The 18,494-nt window shown below is 53.4% G+C and carries 21 protein-coding genes; 15 read left to right on the top strand and 6 right to left on the bottom strand.

Annotated features, from left to right (window positions below; all coding sequences use genetic code 11):
* The first annotated feature begins 429 nt into the window (after positions 1–429).
* The 9 genes from RHI63_RS01860 to RHI63_RS01820 all read left to right on the top strand — a co-directional run bounded on the left by RHI63_RS01860 (position 430) and on the right by RHI63_RS01820 (position 6,996).
* Positions 430–969: a ferrous iron transport protein A gene (locus RHI63_RS01860; RefSeq protein WP_399364497.1), complete on the top strand. Its 540-nt coding sequence runs from the start codon at positions 430–432 to the stop codon at positions 967–969.
* A 14-nt stretch (positions 970–983) separates the two neighbouring features.
* The gene (gene feoB / locus RHI63_RS01855) at positions 984–3,281 is read left to right on the top strand and encodes a Fe(2+) transporter permease subunit FeoB (protein ID WP_310821763.1); all 2,298 of its coding nucleotides are present in this window, start codon (positions 984–986) and stop codon (positions 3,279–3,281) included.
* 2 nt (positions 3,282–3,283) lie between these two features.
* Positions 3,284–3,532 carry a FeoC-like transcriptional regulator gene (locus RHI63_RS01850; RefSeq protein ID WP_206200830.1) on the top strand — a complete coding sequence of 83 codons (249 nt, stop codon included), beginning with the start codon at positions 3,284–3,286 and terminating at the stop codon, positions 3,530–3,532.
* Positions 3,498–4,028, top strand: coding sequence for a non-heme ferritin (ftnA, locus tag RHI63_RS01845; RefSeq protein WP_206200829.1), 531 nt, complete (start codon positions 3,498–3,500; stop codon positions 4,026–4,028). The genes RHI63_RS01850 and ftnA overlap by 35 nt, the downstream gene beginning before the upstream one ends.
* A gap of 171 nt (positions 4,029–4,199) precedes the next feature.
* Positions 4,200–4,757, top strand: a complete 558-nt coding sequence (gene rsmD / locus RHI63_RS01840) for a 16S rRNA (guanine(966)-N(2))-methyltransferase RsmD (RefSeq protein WP_310453186.1) — start codon at positions 4,200–4,202, stop codon at positions 4,755–4,757.
* A complete protein-coding gene (locus RHI63_RS01835; RefSeq protein WP_206200827.1) occupies positions 4,754–4,939 on the top strand; it encodes a hypothetical protein in 186 nt (61 codons plus the stop codon). Before rsmD ends, RHI63_RS01835 begins: the two co-directional genes overlap by 4 nt.
* 104 nt (positions 4,940–5,043) lie before the next feature.
* The gene (locus tag RHI63_RS01830) at positions 5,044–6,006 is read left to right on the top strand and encodes an aldo/keto reductase (RefSeq protein ID WP_206200826.1); all 963 of its coding nucleotides are present in this window, start codon (positions 5,044–5,046) and stop codon (positions 6,004–6,006) included.
* A gap of 21 nt (positions 6,007–6,027) precedes the next feature.
* The gene (locus RHI63_RS01825; RefSeq protein WP_206200825.1) at positions 6,028–6,204 is read left to right on the top strand and encodes a hypothetical protein; all 177 of its coding nucleotides are present in this window, start codon (positions 6,028–6,030) and stop codon (positions 6,202–6,204) included.
* Entirely contained in the window at positions 6,205–6,996 is a 792-nt protein-coding gene (locus tag RHI63_RS01820) for a cobalt-precorrin-6A reductase (protein WP_206200824.1), read from the top strand.
* Here RHI63_RS01820 and ilvD read toward each other — a convergent pair.
* Genes ilvD through RHI63_RS01805 form a run of 3 tightly spaced genes read right to left on the bottom strand, consistent with a single transcriptional unit; the run spans position 6,959 to position 9,955 of the window.
* Positions 6,959–8,641: a dihydroxy-acid dehydratase gene (gene ilvD / locus RHI63_RS01815; protein ID WP_310453184.1), complete on the bottom strand. Its 1,683-nt coding sequence runs from the start codon at positions 8,639–8,641 to the stop codon at positions 6,959–6,961. The genes RHI63_RS01820 and ilvD overlap by 38 nt on opposite strands.
* 41 nt (positions 8,642–8,682) lie before the next feature.
* Complete coding sequence (locus RHI63_RS01810) at positions 8,683–9,660, bottom strand: stage II sporulation protein M (protein WP_310821762.1); 978 nt, start codon at positions 9,658–9,660, stop codon at positions 8,683–8,685.
* Entirely contained in the window at positions 9,650–9,955 is a 306-nt protein-coding gene (locus tag RHI63_RS01805; protein ID WP_310821761.1) for a hypothetical protein, read from the bottom strand. The genes RHI63_RS01810 and RHI63_RS01805 overlap by 11 nt, the downstream gene beginning before the upstream one ends.
* 88 nt (positions 9,956–10,043) lie before the next feature.
* On the opposite strand from RHI63_RS01805, the gene RHI63_RS01800 reads away from it, so the two are divergent.
* A complete protein-coding gene (locus RHI63_RS01800; protein ID WP_206200820.1) occupies positions 10,044–10,391 on the top strand; it encodes a hypothetical protein in 348 nt (115 codons plus the stop codon).
* On the opposite strand, the gene mtnA is transcribed toward RHI63_RS01800, so the two are convergent.
* From mtnA to RHI63_RS01785, 3 genes are all read right to left on the bottom strand, one after another.
* Positions 10,388–11,455 (bottom strand): S-methyl-5-thioribose-1-phosphate isomerase, encoded by a 1,068-nt coding sequence (mtnA, locus tag RHI63_RS01795; protein ID WP_310743287.1) that lies wholly within the window; start codon positions 11,453–11,455, stop codon positions 10,388–10,390. The genes RHI63_RS01800 and mtnA overlap by 4 nt on opposite strands.
* A gap of 77 nt (positions 11,456–11,532) precedes the next feature.
* Complete coding sequence (locus tag RHI63_RS01790) at positions 11,533–12,480, bottom strand: asparaginase (protein WP_255451666.1); 948 nt, start codon at positions 12,478–12,480, stop codon at positions 11,533–11,535.
* 43 nt (positions 12,481–12,523) lie between these two features.
* Positions 12,524–13,015 (bottom strand): CGLD27 family protein, encoded by a 492-nt coding sequence (locus tag RHI63_RS01785; RefSeq protein WP_206200818.1) that lies wholly within the window; start codon positions 13,013–13,015, stop codon positions 12,524–12,526.
* A gap of 1 nt (position 13,016) precedes the next feature.
* On the opposite strand from RHI63_RS01785, the gene RHI63_RS01780 reads away from it, so the two are divergent.
* The 5 genes from RHI63_RS01780 to RHI63_RS01760 all read left to right on the top strand — a co-directional run bounded on the left by RHI63_RS01780 (position 13,017) and on the right by RHI63_RS01760 (position 18,474).
* On the top strand, positions 13,017–13,202 hold the full coding sequence (locus RHI63_RS01780; protein WP_302677145.1) for a hypothetical protein: 186 nt from the start codon (positions 13,017–13,019) through the stop codon (positions 13,200–13,202).
* Positions 13,202–13,816, top strand: coding sequence for a precorrin-8X methylmutase (locus RHI63_RS01775; RefSeq protein ID WP_302677778.1), 615 nt, complete (start codon positions 13,202–13,204; stop codon positions 13,814–13,816). The genes RHI63_RS01780 and RHI63_RS01775 overlap by 1 nt, the downstream gene beginning before the upstream one ends.
* Complete coding sequence (rimM, locus tag RHI63_RS01770; protein ID WP_310800393.1) at positions 13,797–14,348, top strand: ribosome maturation factor RimM; 552 nt, start codon at positions 13,797–13,799, stop codon at positions 14,346–14,348. The genes RHI63_RS01775 and rimM overlap by 20 nt, the downstream gene beginning before the upstream one ends.
* Positions 14,349–14,548: 200 nt before the next feature.
* The gene (infB, locus tag RHI63_RS01765; protein ID WP_310743286.1) at positions 14,549–17,434 is read left to right on the top strand and encodes a translation initiation factor IF-2; all 2,886 of its coding nucleotides are present in this window, start codon (positions 14,549–14,551) and stop codon (positions 17,432–17,434) included.
* A 119-nt stretch (positions 17,435–17,553) separates the two neighbouring features.
* Positions 17,554–18,474 carry an ABC transporter substrate-binding protein gene (locus tag RHI63_RS01760; protein ID WP_310821760.1) on the top strand — a complete coding sequence of 307 codons (921 nt, stop codon included), beginning with the start codon at positions 17,554–17,556 and terminating at the stop codon, positions 18,472–18,474.
* Positions 18,475–18,494 lie beyond the last annotated feature (20 nt).

Raw genomic sequence — 18,494 nt, 5'->3', positions numbered from 1 at the left:
GCCTGTTTATTTGTTTTATCGAGGCGGAGATGACCCAATCGTAGAAAAACAGCATCAAAACTTGGCTAACGACAAAACTTAGGCAAATTTTCAAGCTGCCTTTATGAGCAAGGGTGATTTCTAAACCCATAGGGACTTTCGTCGTTTTGAGCGGATTTGATCGCCGTGACTTGCAGGAGCTTTGCGCATCCATAAAAAACGCTCTTTGTAAAATCTCTTATGAGATTAAATATCTTAATAAAAGACTTATTGCAAGTCTCAATATCTCACTTAAGACAAAATTCACACCAAAACTTTCAAATAGGCTCAGCTCTTAGGATGATTGGAGATAGGTTAAGACTTGCTAAAGTCACGGTGCCACTGCAAAGCTGTGCTATAAATTGAGAATTATATGCAATAACTAGCTTTCAAAAAATCATTAAATGCAATATGTCATCACCTTTGTGGCCACCCTTTACCTATATCGCCGACCCCCATTCTCGAAGACAGCGATGGAGACGAGGCATGTCTAATCTGATTTCCCTTGCTGAAGCTAAGGTGGGCGATCGCTACTGCATTGTGAAGTTAATGTGCAGCAATACCCAGCAACTGTTGGGGATGGGTCTGGCACCGGGGGCGATAATTAGCATCTTACATCGGGGCGATCGCGGGGCAGTCATGGTGGCTCTTGACTCAAAGCGGTTTTGTGTGAACCACGAGCTAGCCCAAAACATCTTGCTCAAAGAGCTGGAATTGGCAGCTGTAAACCTACGCAGTGCCCCCCTTGGTGCTCGCCTGCGCATTATCGGCTATGCCCCTACCACCCCCAGTTACAAACGCAAATTATTAGCCATGGGTTTAACCCCCGGCACCGAAGTTGAGGTTGTCCGCCATGCCCCCTTGGGTGATCCCACAGATATTAAGGTGCGAGGCTTTCATTTGAGCTTGCGTAAGGATGAAGCTGATGCCCTCAAAGTCCATCTGCTCTAGCAAAGGAGTGTGACATGGCAGCAACAATTGCGTTAATTGGTAACCCAAATTGTGGCAAAACAACAATTTTCAATGGTCTTACGGGGGCAAATCAGCGGGTAGGGAACTGGCCAGGAGTTACTGTTGAGCGCAAGGAAGGCCGCTATCGGGATCGCGACATCACTGTCCAAGTTGTGGATCTACCGGGGGTCTATGCCCTCGATGCTGAGGATAGCACTGGCTTAGACGAGCAGATTGCCCGCAAGTTTCTATTGGCGGGGGAATATGACTTGGTAGTGAATATTCTGGATGCCGCTAACTTAGAGCGCAATTTTTACCTCACATCACAATTGCTTGATCTAGGAGTCCCCCTCATCCTTGTCCTCAACATGATGGATGTGGCTCGTGCCACCAAAATCAAGATGGATATCCCAGCCTTGAGCCAGCGCTTAGGTCTACCGGTGCTGCCTTTTTGTGCCAAACAACAACAGCATTTTGCTCAACTGCGGCAAACTATTCGCACTGCCTTGGCAGCACCACCTGTTTCTAGCGTTAGTGTGCCCCAACCCCCTGTGATTGAAGAGGCTATTGCTGATTTGCTGACTCAAGGCCTCAAAAATCGGGCACAGGCCTTGGCTTGGCTGCAATATATTGAATCAGTTCCCAATGATGTTGTAGCACCACTGCGCCAATGGCGAGAGCGGATTCACCAGACCCTAGGAGAAGACATAGACCTTGTGATTGCCGATAGTCGCTATTGCTGGATTCAGCACCTAATGGCTGAGGTTCTGGAACAGGGCGATCGCCTGACAACAACAGTCTCTGATCGCATTGACCGCATTGCACTCAACCGCTGGTTGGGAATTCCCATTTTCTTGGCCGTCATGTACTTGATATTTCTCATCTCAATTAACGTGGGGGGTGCCTTTATTGACTTTTTTGATATTGGTGTCGGAACGCTGGTCGTGGGTTGGCCGACCCAAGTGCTGGAAACATTTAATGCCCCCGGTTGGCTCATTGGTCTTCTGGCAGAGGGAGTGGGGGGCGGTATCCAAACAACGGCAACATTTATTCCTCAAATTGGCTTGCTCTTTATTTTTCTCACACTTCTTGAAGACTCTGGTTATTTAGCACGGGCAGCCTTTGTCATGGATCGGTTGATGCGCTGGCTGGGCTTACCCGGTAAGTCCTTTGTACCGATGATGGTTTCCTTTGGCTGCAATATCCCCGGCATTATGGCCACCCGCACACTCGAGAATCGGCGCGATCGCCTGATGACGATTTTGATGAATCCCTTTATGTCCTGTGGTGCCCGCCTACCGGTCTATGCCCTGTTTGTTGCTGCTTTCTTCCCCCGCAGCGGCCAAAATATCGTGTTTTTGCTTTATATGGTGGGAATTGCCGCAGCCATCTTCACGGGATTCTTGATGAAGCGCACCCTCTTTCAAGGAGAGATTGCTCCGTTTGTAATGGAATTGCCCCCCTACCGTTTACCCACCTTCAGAGGGGTACTCCTGCGGGCTTGGGAGCGGCTAAAAACCTTTATTAGTCGAGCGGGCAAGATGATTGTCGTCCTTGTGGTCATTCTCGGACTGCTCAACTCTGTCGGCACCGATGGTCGCTTTGGCCAAAAGGATAGTACTCAATCGATTTTGAGCGCCTTTAGTCGCCAAATTACGCCGATTTTCTCGCCAATGGGGATTCAGTCCGACAACTGGCCAGCAACCGTAGGACTCTTTACGGGGATCTTTGCCAAGGAAGTGATGGTGGGAACGATGGATGCCCTCTATACAGAGTTAGCTCGCCAAGAAGCCCAAAGCACTGAAGCTGGGGATACACCAGAAGAACCCTTTTCAGTTTGGGGGGGATTAAAGGAAGCAGTGCTCAGCATTCCCAAAAATCTCAGTGAGCTAGGGCAACGGGTGCTTGATCCTTTAGGGTTCCATGTGTTGCAAGAGGCAGATAACCCCGAAGCCGCAGCTGAACTTCAGAGCGTGCACTACACAACATTTGGCCAGATGGCACAACGGTTTGGCACGACAACGGCAGCGATCGCCTTCCTGCTCTTTGTTTTGCTCTACTTTCCCTGTGTATCGGCCACTGCTGCCGTCTATCGAGAAACCAATTTGGGCTGGACCATCTTTGTAGCGGCTTGGACAACGGGATTGGCCTACTGGGTCGCCACTGCTTACTACCAACTCATGACCTTTGCGGCGCATCCGATGTTCTCGCTGATTTGGTTACTGGCTCTAGGGGCAGTGATGGGGATGGTAATCATGGCCTTGAAATATTGGGGCGATCGCCAGCGGTTTTCCTCGCCACAGGGGACATAATTATGCTCTTGCAACTGCAGGACTATATTCAGAAGCACCACGTGGTTTCCTTGGAAGAATTGGTTGCCCATTTTCAGGTACCGCCAGCGATGATTGAACTGATCCTTAGCCAACTCATCCGCAAAGGACGGGTGAAAAAAATCATCCCTAGCCACTGTGGCGGCTGTCATCAGTGTGGTTTTTACCCTCTTGAACTTTACGAATGGAGAATCAACAATGCTATCCCAAGCAATGACCAACCGGCTCAATGAGCAAATCAACCTTGAGATTTATTCAGCACATCTCTACTTGCAGATGAGTTCCTGGTGTGCCCACAAAGCCCTTGAGGGTTGTGCGGCGTTCCTCAGTCAACATGCTGATGAAGAAATGGCACACATGCGGCGGCTTTTGAACTACATGCATGAAACCGGTGCCTTGGCAATCCTAGGCGGTATGGAAGCTCCCCCACACACATTTCAGTCCCTGCGGGAGATGTTCAGTAAAGTTTATGAGCATGAACAGTTTGTAACTCACAAAATTAATGAGTTAGTGCAGTTAGCGGATACGGAGCCTGACTATGCGACGTTGCAATTTTTGCAGTGGTATGTGGCCGAGCAGCACCAAGAAGAGTTTTTGTTCAAGAGTATCCTTGACAAGATTGAACTGATTGGCACGGAGGGGCAAGGACTCTTCTTTATTGATCAGGAAATTGGCAGGCTTGCCCAAACCAAAGGAACCACGACAATGCAGTCAACGCCCGCAGCCTAAAGCCAAAAGGGTGCCGCTTCAGAAAGTGTCATGTGTCGCTACAGGAGTTCCCAAGGACTCAGAGTATCTTGTAGGTAGTGAGGAGTGATTCGCAAACAAAAGTCCTGGGGTCGAAACACGGCAAGACTCCCGGGGCTTTTTATTTTGGGCGAAAGCCGTTACCTTAAGCGTATGCCTCTGCGAATTTCTGGCCAGCGATCGCTCAAAACCCTTTCCGGTCACAGTACCCGTCCCACCCGTGCCAAAGTTCGCCAAGCCATTTTCAATATTTGGCAAGGTCGCCTCCAAGGATGTTGCTGGCTGGATTTGTGTGCTGGTACCGGTGCCATGGGAGCAGAAGCCCTGCTGCGGGGTGCCCAGTGGGTGGTGGCGATCGAACAGTCTCCCCAAGCCTGTCAAGTCATCCGCCAAAACTGGTCAACCCTTGCCCAGCCCCATCAGCACACTTTAGTTTTGCGGGGAGATGTGCGCCAGAAATTGACCCAAGTCCCTGTGCCTCAGTTTGACTTCATCTACTTTGATCCTCCCTATAATAGTGACTTATATCTACCCGTTCTCCAGTTAATTTGGCAGCAAAAGTGTCTTAGCCCTGAGGGAGAAATTGCTGTTGAGTGTCGCACAAAAAATCCACCAGATTTAGAGGCGATCTTGGCGATCGGCTGGCAGCAGCAACGCATTAAAATCTATGGCAGCACGACAGTACTCTTCTTGGTTTGTCACAAAAATTGACATTTACAGACATTGGTGGTGCGGAGTTGGTGGCGTGGCAGTTGCAGGAGGCGATTCAAGCGAGATACATTGTCCATGAATATTCTTCAGCGGGTTGCTGTGGGAGACTGAGCTTTGGGGTGGCCTTACTGATTCCGCGGGGAAATGATTCCCCCTTAGAGCTGTTTAATGCAGCGGATTAGGCGCTTTATGAAGCCAAGCACCAAGAGCGCAATCACGTCATCGTCAAACCCATTGTGCAGTCTCCCACCATCCCCCCTAGCTGTTCCTTTAAGAGAAGGATTGTATGCAAACTCGTCCCCTTGGTCGTACAGATATCCAAATTACGCCACTCATTCTTGGCACGTGGCAAGCGGGCAAGCGTTGGTGGGTCGGTATAGAAGATGAGATGTCCATTCGCACGATCCGCACGGCTGTGGAAGCAGGGATGACTACCATTGATACGGCTGAGGTCTATGGCGATGGGCATTCAGAGCGGATTGTGGCCGCAGCGGTCGGTGATTTGCGCGATCGCTGTGTCTATGCAACAAAGGTGTTTGCTAACCACTTGCGCTACAAGGAGGTCATTGCCGCCTGCGAGCGATCGCTGCGCAACCTGAACACTGATTACATTGACCTCTACCAAATTCACTGGCCTGCCGGCTCCTTTGGCTCAGAAATCGTGCCCATCGAGGAAACCATGCAAGCCATGGTGGAGTTGCAAGTGGCGGGCAAAATCCGTGCCATTGGGGTCTCCAACTTTTCCCGTGCTCAACTGGCGGAGGCGATGCAGTACGGACGCATTGAGAGTGTCCAGCCCCCCTATTCCCTCTTTTGGCGCTGGGCAGAAACAGAACTCATCCCCTTCTGTATTGAGCATGAGATTACCGTTTTGGCCTACTCCTCTCTCGCCCAAGGGTTGCTCACGGGTCGCTTTGGTCCCGGCCACCAGTTTGACCCTGAGGATAACCGTGCTAAAAACCAGCTCTTTCAGGGAGAAACCTACGACCGTGCCCTTGAAGCGATTGAGTTGATGAAACCGATTGCCCAGAGCTTGGGCAGCAGTGTCGGGAATTTGGCGTTGGCTTGGCTACTGCATCAACCGCAAACCTGTGCCATTGTTGGTGCCCGCCATCCGGAACAAGTGCTAGAAAATATCAAAGCGGCTGACCTTCAGTTAGATAAGTCCATTTTGGCCATGCTCGATGAAATTAGCCGGCCGGTCATTGCTACCCTTGATCCGGAGAATCCAGTAATGTGGAAGTGGTAGTTCAGATCCACTAACGTCTTTATGGAACTCCTCGGTCTGGGTGCAATTGTTCTCTACTTCTTGATTGCGCTGCGCTTTTGGCAAGGGTTTCACCGCACCTACTACACACAATCGCGCTTTGTTCTCAGCGTGCTGTGGCTACCGCTACTGATGAATAAGTCCTATCGAGAAAACTTTCGCCGAGCGTTGCTGGGCTAGGTGACTGGAGCGATTTGGCTGATTGGCGGCACCCAAGAGAGTCGCTGGATTGCCCAATTAATTGTCTGCCAAGGGTTTCCCTGCTGGGTGAGCGTGACCACAGCGGCGGCCTGCCATCTTTATGACGCGCATCCGTTGTTGAGTTGCCATATCGAGCGCTTGACCCCTGAGCGTGCCCGTGAGTTTATCGAGCAACATTCGATTCAAGCCGTGGTGGATGCGTCCCATCCCTTTGCGGTGGCAATCTCTGCCCTTGCCATTGCCATCAGCCAAGAATTTGGCTTGCCCTACCTGCGCTTTGAACGCCCAGCATTTCCGCCAGCTCTTGGCATCTATACTGATTTGCCAACACTGCTGCAAGGGGATCTCCTCATGGGTGAGCGGGTGTTGCTGACCCTAGGAGTCAAACATTTGGCAGCTTTTGCGCCCCTCCAGCGTCAGGCTACCCTCTTTGCACGGATTTTGCCCACAACAAGCGCACTGGAGGCTGCCTTGGCGGCGGGGTTCGATCGCCAGCGCTTAATTGCCATTTTCCCCCCCGTATCGCGAGAGTTAGAGCGTGCCCTCTGGCAACAGTGGCAGATTACAACGGTGGTGACCAAGGCCTCGGGTACCGAGAGTGAGCAGATCAAGCAGACCCTTGCCCGTGAGCTGGGGGTGAAGCTGATTACCCTGCAACGCCCTGCTCTGGTCTATCCGCGCCAAACGAGCGATCGCGCCGGTATCGAGGCCTTTTTGCAGGAATTAGCCACCTCTAAACAAAGCGATCAGTCACTGCCCCCAGACTACTAGAAGACACGAGTTTGGCATACTTGGCCAATACCCCACGGGTATAGCGAGGTGCCGGGGGCTGCCATTTAGACCGCCGCGCTGCCAGTTCTTCCTCACTGACATTCAGTTGCAGCAGCCGCCGATGGGCATCAATGGTGATCGAGTCTCCTTCTTCCACAAGGGCGATCGTGCCACCTACTGCCGCCTCTGGGGCAACGTGACCCACGACCATGCCATAGGTTCCACCAGAGAAGCGACCATCGGTAATGAGGCCAACACTATCCCCTAAACCGGCACCAATAATGGCAGAGGTGGGAGCCAGCATTTCTCGCATCCCCGGACCACCCACAGGGCCTTCATAGCGAATGACAATGACATCGCCGCGGTTGATCTTACCGGCCAAAATGGCCTCTAAACAGGCCTCCTCAGAGTCAAAGACCCGCGCCGGACCGGTAATCTGCGGATTTTTTACCCCAGAGATTTTGGCGACAGCGCCCTCAGTGGCTAAATTCCCTTTGAGAATGGTCAGGTGGCCGGTGGCGTAGAGAGGCTTGTCAAACGGACGAATCACCTCTTGGTTGGGGTCGGGGGTATCGGGCACATCCCGCAGCCGCTCGGCAATGGTTTCCCCCGTAATCGTGAGGCAATCCCCGTGGAGTAGGCCAGCATTGAGGAGCATTTTCATTACTTGGGGAATGCCCCCTGCCCGATGTAGATCCGCAGTCACGTATTTACCCGAGGGCTTGAGATCGCAGAGGACGGGCACCCGCTGGCGAATGGTTTCAAAGTCATCAATGGTGAGGGGAACCTCGGCACTGTGGGCGATCGCCAGAAAGTGCAGCACGGCATTTGTCGAGCCACCGATCGCCATAATCACACTGAGGGCATTTTCAATGGATTTGCGGGTGATAATATCACGGGGTCGAATATTCTTACGAATCGCCTCCACCAGCACCTTGCCCGCCAACTCTGTATTGTCGGCTTTTTCAGCATCCTCCGCTGTCATTGTTGACGAGTACATTAGGCTCATGCCCATGGCTTCAAAGGCTGAGGACATTGTGTTGGCCGTGAACATACCGCCGCAGGAACCCGCCCCCGGACAAGCATGGTGCTCGATGGCATGGAGCGTCGCCTCATCCATTTTGCCGGCACTAAACTGACCCACCGCTTCAAAGGCGCTAACCACCGTCAGGTCTTGACCCTGCCAATGACCGGGCTTAATCGTGCCCCCATAGACAAAAATGGCGGGAATGTTCATCCGTGCCATGGCAATCATCGCGCCGGGCATATTTTTGTCGCAGCCACCAATCGCCAGCACCCCATCCATACTTTGGGCATTACAGGCGGTCTCAATCGAATCAGCAATCACATCCCGCGAGACGAGAGAGTATTTCATCCCCTCCGTGCCCATGGAAATACCATCGCTGACCGTAATTGTGCCAAACAACTGCGGCATTCCCCCCGCTGCCCGAATGCCTGCTTCGGCACGACTGGCAAGGGCAGCAATCCCCATATTGCAGGGGGTAATCGTACTGTGGGCACTGGCCACCCCAACAATCGGCTTGTTGAAATCCTCATCGCCAAAGCCCACGGCTCGCAGCATGGCTCGGTTGGGGGTGCGTTGAACGCCTTCTGTAATGATGCGACTGCGCCAGTTTTCTGCCATAGTGTTCTCGCGATCGGCCTAAACGTCAATAAAGCATCCTTCTATTTTCCCTCACCCGTGGGCGATCGCTCTAGCGGCCAAGCCAAATAGAGCACTAAAGCCGCAAATAACCCTAAGCCAGAAAGATATTTAACGCTGTTGGGAATTAGCGGATTGGGCGACCAAAAGCCCTCGATAATACCGGCAATCACCAAGAGGGGAACAATGCCAAACATCAGTTGTGCTGCCAAGGCGCCATTGCCTTTGAGTGCGCTCAGGCGACGGTAACGCCCCGGCAAGAGAATCGCTTGCCCCAACAACAGACCCGCAGCGCCGGCCAGAAAAATTGCAGGCAGCTCCAAAGCACCATGGGGACTGACAAAAGCCCAAAAGGGATACCCTAGATTGTTTTGAGCCACCAAGGCAGCGATCGCCCCCATGTGCAGACCGTTGTTCCAGAGGATATAGAGGGTTCCTAGTCCCCCTAGGATACCTCCCGCTAGCATTGCAAAAGCCACACTCAGGTTATTGGTCATAATGGCACTGGAGGCTAGGGGTTCAACCCCCACGATCGATCCCATCCAGAGCTTGCCCTCCTCTTCCACGAGGGAAAGGATGTCTGCGGGTACCACTAGTTCCAAAAACTGGCGATCGCTCCACGCATACCACCAAGCGATCGCCGCCGCCACCAGAAACACTCCCAAGGCAAAGGCCGTATAGATCCATGTTTGCTGGACAACCGCTGGGAAGCCCCGCTGGAAAAACCCCCAGACCTTGCGCCAATCTTGGGAGCGCTGACCCTGATAGACTTGGCTGTAGCTCCGCAAGGTGAGACCCTGCAAATAGTTGACGATGCTACTGCCCAAGCGGCGAGTTTTTGCCCGCGCTAAATCCGCACTAACCAAGCGGTACAACTGACTGAGGCGGCAAATCTCCGTTGCCGATAGCGCTTGAATCCCCTGTGTCTCAGCACGGTTGAGGAGGTGTTCTAGCTCTAGCCACTGCGGCTCTTGGCGGATCAGCCAGCGTTCAAAATTCATGACTATCCGATTCCTCTTGAATTGCCCCCAAAAAAGACTCTAGGCGTTTGCGGGGAATGTAGGGCCAGCCGCCATTGGTTTCAATATCCCGCAGTAGTTGATAGAGCGCTTGGCGGTTGGTGGGCAAGGCCGCTTGAAACTGATTGTCACAAATTTCGCGATGCAATTGCTCTAAAAGCCGCAGCAATGCCAACAGGTCATGGACATTTCCATTGGCTCGCTCAGCCGCGATACGGATCCGTTCAGCAAGGGCGTTGAGGTCGGTTGTACTTAAAGAGGATGGCGAGGAAATCATCTTTTCTATAAAGCTTTTTGAATTGGGAATAACGATTTTCTACCACAGTTGCTACGATCGTGTTAGCAAAAAAAGAGGTTTTGTGACCATGTTTCGGACACCTGTTGCCCTTGTGGGGGCAGCAACGTTGAGCCTCAGTCTGGCGATCGCCCCGCCTAGTTTCGCAGAAATGGAAGTGGAAGTGGCTCGCGACAGTAGAGGCCGTGTTTACACTGTGGATATGGATTCCCGTCGCTTTTATAGAAATAGGAATGGCATTATCCAAGTGGATTTTAGCCTCTCGACCCTTGGCGACGATTACTGGCATCGGGCAACGGCGTCCTGTAATCCCTACGATGTTAAGAGTGATTATTACGGTTGGGATTGGACGGGAACCAAAAGCTATCCTCCCGGTACGATAGCGGGTGATATTGCCCGTGCAGTCTGCCGCCGTTAACCTGCTGCTGCACCAATACCCTGTGCAAGGTCAGCAGGAGCAAAAACCCCTAGCTCTGTAATAATGCCACTAATTAAATGGGCAGGGGTGACATCAAAAGCCGGATTGTAAAAATCTACCCCAGCGGGTGTAATGCGGCTAAACCCCACCTGATAAATTTCTTGGGGGTGGCGCTCCTCAATGGGAATTTCCGCCCCAGTAGCAATTTTAGTATCAATTGTAGAAAGGGGGGCGGCGACAAAGAAGGGAATGTTGTGGGCTTTGGCGGCGAGGGCAACACTATAGGTACCAATTTTGTTGGCGGTGTCCCCATTCAAGGCAATGCGATCGGCGCCCACCACCACCGCATCAATCATCCCCCGCTGCATACAGTGCGCCGCCATCGTATCCGCCAGCAGGGTGACAGGAATGCCCTCTTGCACACATTCCCAAGCGGTTAATTTCGCTCCCTGAAGACGAGGACGAGTTTCATCGGCATAGACTCGCTCCAAGCGACCCGCCGCCCAAGCCGCACGAACCACCCCTAACGCTGTTCCATAGCCTGCTGTCGCTAGGGCACCGGCATTGCAGTGGGTAAGCAGGCGCAACTTCTCGGGCGTTTTCGGCAGGACACTAAGGCCGTTTTCACCAATGGCTTGACAGGTTTGCACATCTTCACGGGCAATGGTTTGGGCGGTTTCAAGAAGGTGCTGCTGCAGTTCCTCAAGGCTGGCTGTGGCTTGCTGGGCTGCCCCAAGCATGCGATCGATGGCCCAAAATAAATTCACTGCCGTTGGGCGGGTTTGCCGCAATTCGGAAGCGACATTCTCTAGGTGAGCCAAGAAGCCCTTGCGATCGCTCCCTGTGTATTCCCGTGCCCCCAAGACCATGCCAAAGGCAGCGGCAACCCCAATCGCTGGCGCACCGCGCACAACCATTGTCCGAATGGCGGTGGCCATCTCCGCTGCGGTGGTGATGTCCTTGAGTTCATACTGTTCTGGCAAGCGGGTTTGGTCAATTAACTGCACGCGATCGCCCGCCCACACCACAGGAAAGATGGTTCCGACATTTGCTGTGACAGCCACAACAGCCTCCGTGCTCACTAAAATTGAATACAAATCATAACCCAAGGGAGAACCTATTCAGGCTAGAATTTAGCCCCCTAGGCAAAGGTCAGTTCACCATTCACCTCGAGACGGGTAAATTGGTTGGGAATCAGAAACTGCTCCCCCAAAGCTTCCGCCACACTGGGAGTAATCCAGCCCAGTTGCTTCAACAATTGAATAGCAACGGCATATTTAGCACGCTTCGCACCATCACTCACCTTAATCGCCAATCCCATCCCTTCGCCCACACGACCCACACACTGAATCCCCTCAGCTCCGGACTTACTGAGGATTTCCCCCTCCGTGAGGCGCATCAGCTCGCTATCAAAGGCACCGGGACCGGCAACAAAATCAGGGTGGTGGGTCATGGCACGAACGACGCGCTCCATTGCCCAGTCATTGCCCGAGGCCAGTTGGCCGTAAAGGGTGGCCATCTGCACCAGTTGCATCAAATACGTGGGCGCCCCACAGTCGTCGTGGGCACAGATAAATTCTGCGGCGGGCATCTTCAGTAGTTCCGCCACCTTGGAGAGGATCAGAGCCTGAACGGGGTGATTTTTGTGCAGATAACTTGCCAATGGCCAATTGCGCTGTTGACAAACCGCCAGCATCCCCGCATGTTTACCCGAACAGTTGTGCTGCAGTGCCCCTTGGCGGCCGGGGGGAACGGGACATTGCAAGGCAGTGGGATCCACATCGGCACGCCAGAGGATGTTAAAGACTTGGCGGACTTGCTCAATACGCCCTTGGTGGGAACTACAGATAATCGCGAGGTCGCGATCGCTCAAGTCAAACCGCTCCATCGTTCCCGTGGTGGTCACTGCCAAGGCTTGAAAGGGCTTCAGGGCAGAGCGGATAAAAGCAGCGGTTTCCGCGTTTCCTGCAAGGGCAAGAATTCGCCCCCGGGCATCACAGACCACGGCATGGGCATGGTGGCGCGACTCAACAATCCCTTCCCGCAGTAAGCAAACATCGAGCAGAGGGGCTTGGGTGCGTTTGGACATAGGTTCGGTCATGCAGGTCAATGAGCAACAATATCAGCAGCAGCTACAGGAGTGCCCAAGCAAGGGTCAGTCCCAAAGAAAAGATCACGAGCGCCAAAAGGGTTACCTGTAACCGTTGTAAAATCGGGCGCAACTCGTAGGTATAGATCAGGCGATCTTGAGCCAATTCAGTTTCGGGTTTTTGCCACTCCTGACCGTCGTACCAGCCCGTTTCCTCATAAATGACCGTGGGACGGTGCAGCCGATCGCCCACATAAGCCCAACCGAGTACAAGGCGCAAAAGAATCAGCAACAGCAGGAAGTTTGCTCCTAGCACCCCAGCGAAGAAAACATGTAGGGGTGCCTCTTGCACTGAAAAGCTGGCGATCGCCACCGGACCACTAATGAGCCAAGCCATCCCCCACAGCAGTAGCAAACGCCTTTGAAAACGCGGCCGCGGCCAACTCGACCATTCAAAAAACCAAGAGGCTTTGAGGTCACGATATTCGTTGATCGGTCGTTGATCTGCCGGGACAGGACAGAGAATCTGAGACACAGTGGCACAAGTTCAAGGACGCTGTTTCCAGCATACCAGTCTCGCTGAAATCGTGGATCGCCACACCATGCATGAAATCGGGCGATCGCCTCGTACACTAGAGGATGTCACGGCTCCACCTCGCCTAGTGGGGCAGAAATTTTGTTGGTATATTGATTATTCCCTAGCTCCCTTGCGGCACCTTTGATGGAATGGCACCAGTCTGACGTTGCACAACTACGGGTTATTGACCAGTTGCTGGCCGGGCACAACCTGAGTCCAGCACAGTACGATATTACGCGCCGTGTGATTTATGCGACGGGGGATTTAGAGTATCTGAATTTGATTATTTACTCAGAGCAGGCCCTGCAATCCGGTGTGGCTGCCCTTGCCGCTCATACCCCGATTGTGGTGGATGTGACGATGGTGCAGGTGGGGGTGCTCTCCTACACCCAAAACACCTTTGGCAATCCCATTTACTGTGGGGCAGAAACCTTCACCCGTCCGCAGCAGGAAAAGTCCCGCATTGCTTTTGGCATAGAAACCTTGGCACGACGCCATCCCACGGCTATTTTTGTCCTCAGTAGTGATCATTCAGCCCTAGAACCCCTCCTGACTTTAGTGGAGGCTCAGGAAATTCGCCCTGCCTTGATTATTGACGCTGCCCCCAATTTTCTCCCCCCCATTTTGGATCGCCTGCAAAAGTCTTGGGTGCCCCACATCTCCATTAAGGGTTGCAAGGGGGGCGTGAGCGTTGCCACAGCAATTATGAACGGTTTACTCAAGTTGGCTTGGACGGCCTATGGTGACCCCCTTCCCTGAGACAAGTGAATGGCTCTGTATCGGCCAAATTGTCGGTGCCCACGGCCTGCGGGGGGAGGTTAAGGTCAAGCCCTTTAGCGATTTTCCCGAACGCTTTACCGTGGCGGGTTCTCGTTGGTTGCGATCGCCCCGGCAGCCCCAACCCCATGCGGTTACCCTCGTGCGCGGGCGATTTTTACCCCGTGCCGAACAGTTTGTGGTTACCTTTGCCGAAGTCAGCGATCGCACCGCAGCGGAGGCACTCAAGGGGGCAGAAATTTTAGTCCCCGCCAGCGATCGCCCACCCCTTGCCGCAAATGAATACCACCTCATGGACTTGATTGGACTTGCCGTGTATCACCAAGGTGAGCGAGTTGGCGAAGTGGTGGGCTTGGTCAATGCCGGCAATGACTTACTAGAAGTGCAGTTACTCGACCCAGCGCAAGAAGCCCGCCGATCAGTGTATATTCCCTTTGTGCCAGCCATCGTGCCGGTGGTTGATCTAGCAGCCCGCAGAATTGAAATTGATCCCCCCTTGGGGCTGTTGCCCTGATCAATCCCTACCAAAATCGTTAATAATAGGGATACTTCTATTTTTTTAGCCCTGACTCTTGAGATTGTTGTTGAGTGAGTTGCCCCAACCCATCCCTTAAAACCCATTAATTCCACCTTGACGGTAGCCTTTACCTGAGCGATCGCGATCGCCCTACCGTTTGCCCCTTCGTAGAGATTTCAGAGCCTTTGAGAGACAGCATGAGCATTGGTAAAGTTCGCATTTATGACCTATCAAAAGAACTCAACCTAGATAATCGAGATTTATTGGCGATCTGTGAACAGTTGGGAATTGCCTATAAAAGTCACAGCAGCACAATTTCCGATGCCGATGCCGATCGCATTCGCGAAGCGGCCAAAACCTATCAACCCCATAGTGCCTCACCCCGTAAAGTTTCAAAAACACCTCCTCCTGTGAAGAAAGCCCCAGCCCCTCCAAAAACGCAGCAAATTGTTGCTGTCCACACTCAACCCCGCTCTGAGACGCCAGAAGCGCCCAAGCCTCAATTACAACAACCTCCCGCTCGTCCCCAAGCACCGCAGCCCCCTGCGCGACCCACACCCCCTGCACCAGTTGCCACCAAGGCAGTGGAACCTGTGGCGCCCAAACCCCCTACACCTCCCGCAAAACCCGAACCGACACCACCGCGTCCAGCGCCTACTTTAGTCCCTCCGCCCGCCCGCCCCACCAAGAAAGTGGAAAAAGTCGCTGCGGCTCCCCCACCCCGCAAAGAGCTAAAGGAACCCCCCAAAAAAGAAAAGGTGGCGATCGCTCCTGCGAAACCCAGCAGTCAAGATCGCATTGAAATTGTCCAGCGGGCAGTTCCCCCGGCACCCGTCAACCCCCCGGAAATGGCGCCCAAGCCAGCTTTACCAGAGCTACAACCGCCACCCAAACCCGTTGCGCCAGTCCTGCGGGCACCCAATCCACCCAAGCCCGTCACCGAAACCGTTGAGGTACTCGATGACAAGTCCGTTAGCAAAGTCATCAAAGACCGCCACCGTCACAAAGACTTTGATGATGAGGAGAACAAACGGAAATCCTCCCGCGTCGTCAAGTTGCGTGAAGAAGTCATTGACGAAGAGGAAGAACTAGAACTCACCAGCCGTTTGGTCGGGGTACACCAAGTAACCGTTGATGTCAGCCAATCGCTGCAACGGCCACCCAAGCCCAAGGCGCCTCGTCCCGCCCGTCCCGTTACACCAGCGGCGAAAACCGAAAAAAGCAGCGAGAAAAAACAACCCCGGCATCGCGATCGCCGTCACGAAGAGCCAGCCGAAGCACCACCGCCCGATCACATTACGATTGAAGGCCCGATGTCAGTGCAGGAGTTGGCCAGTTTAGTGCGTCGCCCCGAAGCGGAAATCATTAAAATTCTCTTCTTTAAGGGAATTGCCGCCACCATCAACCAAACCCTTGAGGTGGAAACAATTGAACTCGTGGCCAAGGAATTGGGGATTACGGTGGAAACGGCACAGCAGAAAGCCGAGGCCACAAAAGTCACCGAAATGCTGGAGTCGAGCGACCTCGATCACCTGCAACGGCGTCCACCCGTGGTCACGATTATGGGTCACGTGGATCATGGCAAAACCAGCCTTCTCGATGCCATTCGCAATGCCAAAGTGGCTCAAGGGGAAGCAGGCGGCATCACCCAACACATTGGCGCCTACCACGTGGATGTCGAACACAACGGCGAAAAACATCAGGTAGTCTTTCTCGATACCCCCGGTCACGAAGCCTTTACCGCCATGCGGGCACGGGGGGCACGGGTCACCGATATTGCTGTTCTCGTGGTTGCTGCCGATGATGGGGTGCAACCTCAAACCATTGAAGCCATTAGCCACGCCAAAGCAGCTAAAGTGCCGATCATTGTCGCCATTAACAAAATTGACAAAGAGTCTGCCCAACCGGAGCGGGTCAAGCAGGAACTCACTGAATACGGCTTGGTGCCCGAAGAGTGGGGCGGCGACACGATTATGGTACCTGTCAGTGCCCTGCAACAGCAAAATCTCGATACGCTCCTAGAAATGATCCTGCTGGTGGCTGAGGTGGAGGATCTCTACGCCAATCCCGATCGCCCTGCCAAAGGCACCGTCATTGAAGCCCACTTGGATCGGGCACGGGGACCTGTGGCCACATTGCTGGTACAAAACGGTACCCTGCGGGTCGGCGATATTCTGGTGGCAGGTGCCTGTTTTGGTCGGGTTCGCGCCATGATTGACGATCGCGGGCAGCGTGTCGAGGCAGCAACCCCCTCCTTTGCTGTCGAAGTCTTGGGTCTGGCGGATGTCCCTGCTGCCGGGGATGAATTTGAAGTCCTCAGCGATGAAAAAGCCGCCCGTGCCCTTGCGGAGGAGCGAGCCGCCGCTCAACGCCAATCCCGCCTTGCCCAAGCCGCAGCCGCCCGGCGGGTCTCCCTTACCTCGTTGTCCAGTCAAGCCCGCGAAGGGGAACTCAAAGAACTCAATCTCATTCTCAAAGCCGACGTTCAAGGTTCCGTCGAGGCGATTTTGGCGGCCCTCAACCAACTGCCCCAAGATCAAGTACAGTTGCGAGTCTTGTTGGCTGCCCCCGGCGAAATTACTGAAACCGATGTTGACCTTGCCGCCGCCAGTAGTGCCGTCATCATTGGCTTTAATACCACCCTTGCCTCAGGGGCACGCCAAGCGGCTGAGCAGCACAACGTTGATGTTCGCGAATACAACATCATCTATAAGCTCCTCGATGATATTCAAGGGGCAATGGAGGGGATGCTGGAACCCGAACTGGTCGAGGAAGAACTGGGTCAAGCCGAAGTGCGAGCTATCTTCCCCCTCAGCAAAGGAGCTGTGGCCGGTTGTTATGTCCTCAATGGCAAGCTCGTGCGCAACTGCAAAGTACGGGTGCTGCGCCAGCAAAGTGTCATTCACACAGGCATCTTGAGTTCGCTAAAACGCATGAAGGACGATGTCCGCGAAGTTGCGGCGGGCTACGAATGTGGTGTGCGCTTGGATGATTTTCAACAATGGCAGGAAGGAGATATTATTTACGCCTTCCAAACAGTAACAAAACGTCGTAGTCTTGGCGGCAGTAGCGATAAAAAGTAGCACCCCTTAGCCTCCATGGATTCTCTGGCGGGGGGTGCTGCCTGCCGATGTGCTAAACTGAGTTGGGGTTGAGCAATGGGTAGCCTCAAGCCCGATCAACTGCAAAGATGAAAGTCGGTATGGGATGGCAGCGTCGTACCTTTTTGCGCCATGTCTCTCAAGGAATCGCGATATCTATAATTGCCACAGCCAGCAAGAGCCTGCTGACGGCCTGTGGCGGGAAGGCGGATTCCTTGTCTGGATCTACGGCGACAGGGATCATCTCAAGCAATGGCCTGCTCAGTCCCGGTACATTGACTTGGGGGGCGGATCCGATTGAGGGTGCCCCCTACGTTTTTTACGATCCAGCGGATCGCCGCAGGTTGATTGGCTTTGAGGTGGAAATTGCTGAAGCAATCGCACGCCTGATGGGAGTCAGGGCATTTTTTTTTGAGGTGTCCTATGATCAACTGTTCGCTGCCCTTGCCGCCAATCGCTTTGACATGATTCTTAACGGTTGGGAAATCACCACTGATCGCAAGCGCATCCAATGGTTTTCCCAGCCCTACTACCGCTACGGCCAACAGATTGTAGTGCGAGCAGATGACCCCCGCTTCGAAAAATACACTGCCACCAGTGAAGTTACCCTAGCCAATCTGGCTGGCATGACCGTTGGCACTGGTATGAGCTACAAGGCGCAGGAAATTCTAGAGAAAGACCCCCGCATCAAAACCCGTCTCTATGATGATGCAACGGGGTTGATGAATGCTCTAGCCATCGGGCATGTTGATGCTCTGCTCGTCGACTTCCCGATAGTGGCCTACTACGTTCTTGGTGCCGGTCCGGGGGGCACAGTGAACAATAGCCTGCGCCCAATTGGTGTCCCGATCTTTTTGGATAACTATGTGATTGCCTTTAATAAGAACAACCCCAAAGGAGAAACCCTCAAAACAGAAGTTGATCAAGCCATCGACATCCTCAAGAAGGACGGCACATTACGCCGCATCTACGAAAAATGGAAAATATGGAATGATCAACAGACCCAAATTGGGATTGTGTGACATCCTCCCGACGCTGACCC

The organism is Thermosynechococcus sp. GLH187 (genome assembly GCF_031583395.1).
GTDB lineage: Bacteria > Cyanobacteriota > Cyanobacteriia > Thermosynechococcales > Thermosynechococcaceae > Thermosynechococcus.
Note: the sequence above shows the minus strand (reverse complement) of the source record. Positions and strands in the feature narration are given on the sequence as shown.

Bases quoted from the DNA above. Each gene is read 5' to 3' on its own strand.
- RHI63_RS01860 (WP_399364497.1), top strand. From the start codon at position 430: ATGTCATCACCTTTGTGGCCACCCTTTACCTATATCGCCGACCCCCAT.
- feoB (WP_310821763.1), top strand. From the start codon at position 984: ATGGCAGCAACAATTGCGTTAATTGGTAACCCAAATTGTGGCAAAACA.
- RHI63_RS01850 (WP_206200830.1), top strand. From the start codon at position 3,284: ATGCTCTTGCAACTGCAGGACTATATTCAGAAGCACCACGTGGTTTCC.
- ftnA (WP_206200829.1), top strand. From the start codon at position 3,498: ATGCTATCCCAAGCAATGACCAACCGGCTCAATGAGCAAATCAACCTT.
- rsmD (WP_310453186.1), top strand. From the start codon at position 4,200: ATGCCTCTGCGAATTTCTGGCCAGCGATCGCTCAAAACCCTTTCCGGT.
- RHI63_RS01830 (WP_206200826.1), top strand. From the start codon at position 5,044: ATGCAAACTCGTCCCCTTGGTCGTACAGATATCCAAATTACGCCACTC.
- RHI63_RS01825 (WP_206200825.1), top strand. From the start codon at position 6,028: ATGGAACTCCTCGGTCTGGGTGCAATTGTTCTCTACTTCTTGATTGCG.
- ilvD (WP_310453184.1), bottom strand. From the start codon at position 8,641: ATGGCAGAAAACTGGCGCAGTCGCATCATTACAGAAGGCGTTCAACGC.
- RHI63_RS01810 (WP_310821762.1), bottom strand. From the start codon at position 9,660: ATGAATTTTGAACGCTGGCTGATCCGCCAAGAGCCGCAGTGGCTAGAG.
- RHI63_RS01805 (WP_310821761.1), bottom strand. From the start codon at position 9,955: ATGATTTCCTCGCCATCCTCTTTAAGTACAACCGACCTCAACGCCCTT.
- RHI63_RS01800 (WP_206200820.1), top strand. From the start codon at position 10,044: ATGTTTCGGACACCTGTTGCCCTTGTGGGGGCAGCAACGTTGAGCCTC.
- RHI63_RS01790 (WP_255451666.1), bottom strand. From the start codon at position 12,480: ATGTCCAAACGCACCCAAGCCCCTCTGCTCGATGTTTGCTTACTGCGG.
- RHI63_RS01775 (WP_302677778.1), top strand. From the start codon at position 13,202: ATGGAATGGCACCAGTCTGACGTTGCACAACTACGGGTTATTGACCAG.
- rimM (WP_310800393.1), top strand. From the start codon at position 13,797: ATGGTGACCCCCTTCCCTGAGACAAGTGAATGGCTCTGTATCGGCCAA.
- infB (WP_310743286.1), top strand. From the start codon at position 14,549: ATGAGCATTGGTAAAGTTCGCATTTATGACCTATCAAAAGAACTCAAC.
- RHI63_RS01760 (WP_310821760.1), top strand. From the start codon at position 17,554: ATGGGATGGCAGCGTCGTACCTTTTTGCGCCATGTCTCTCAAGGAATC.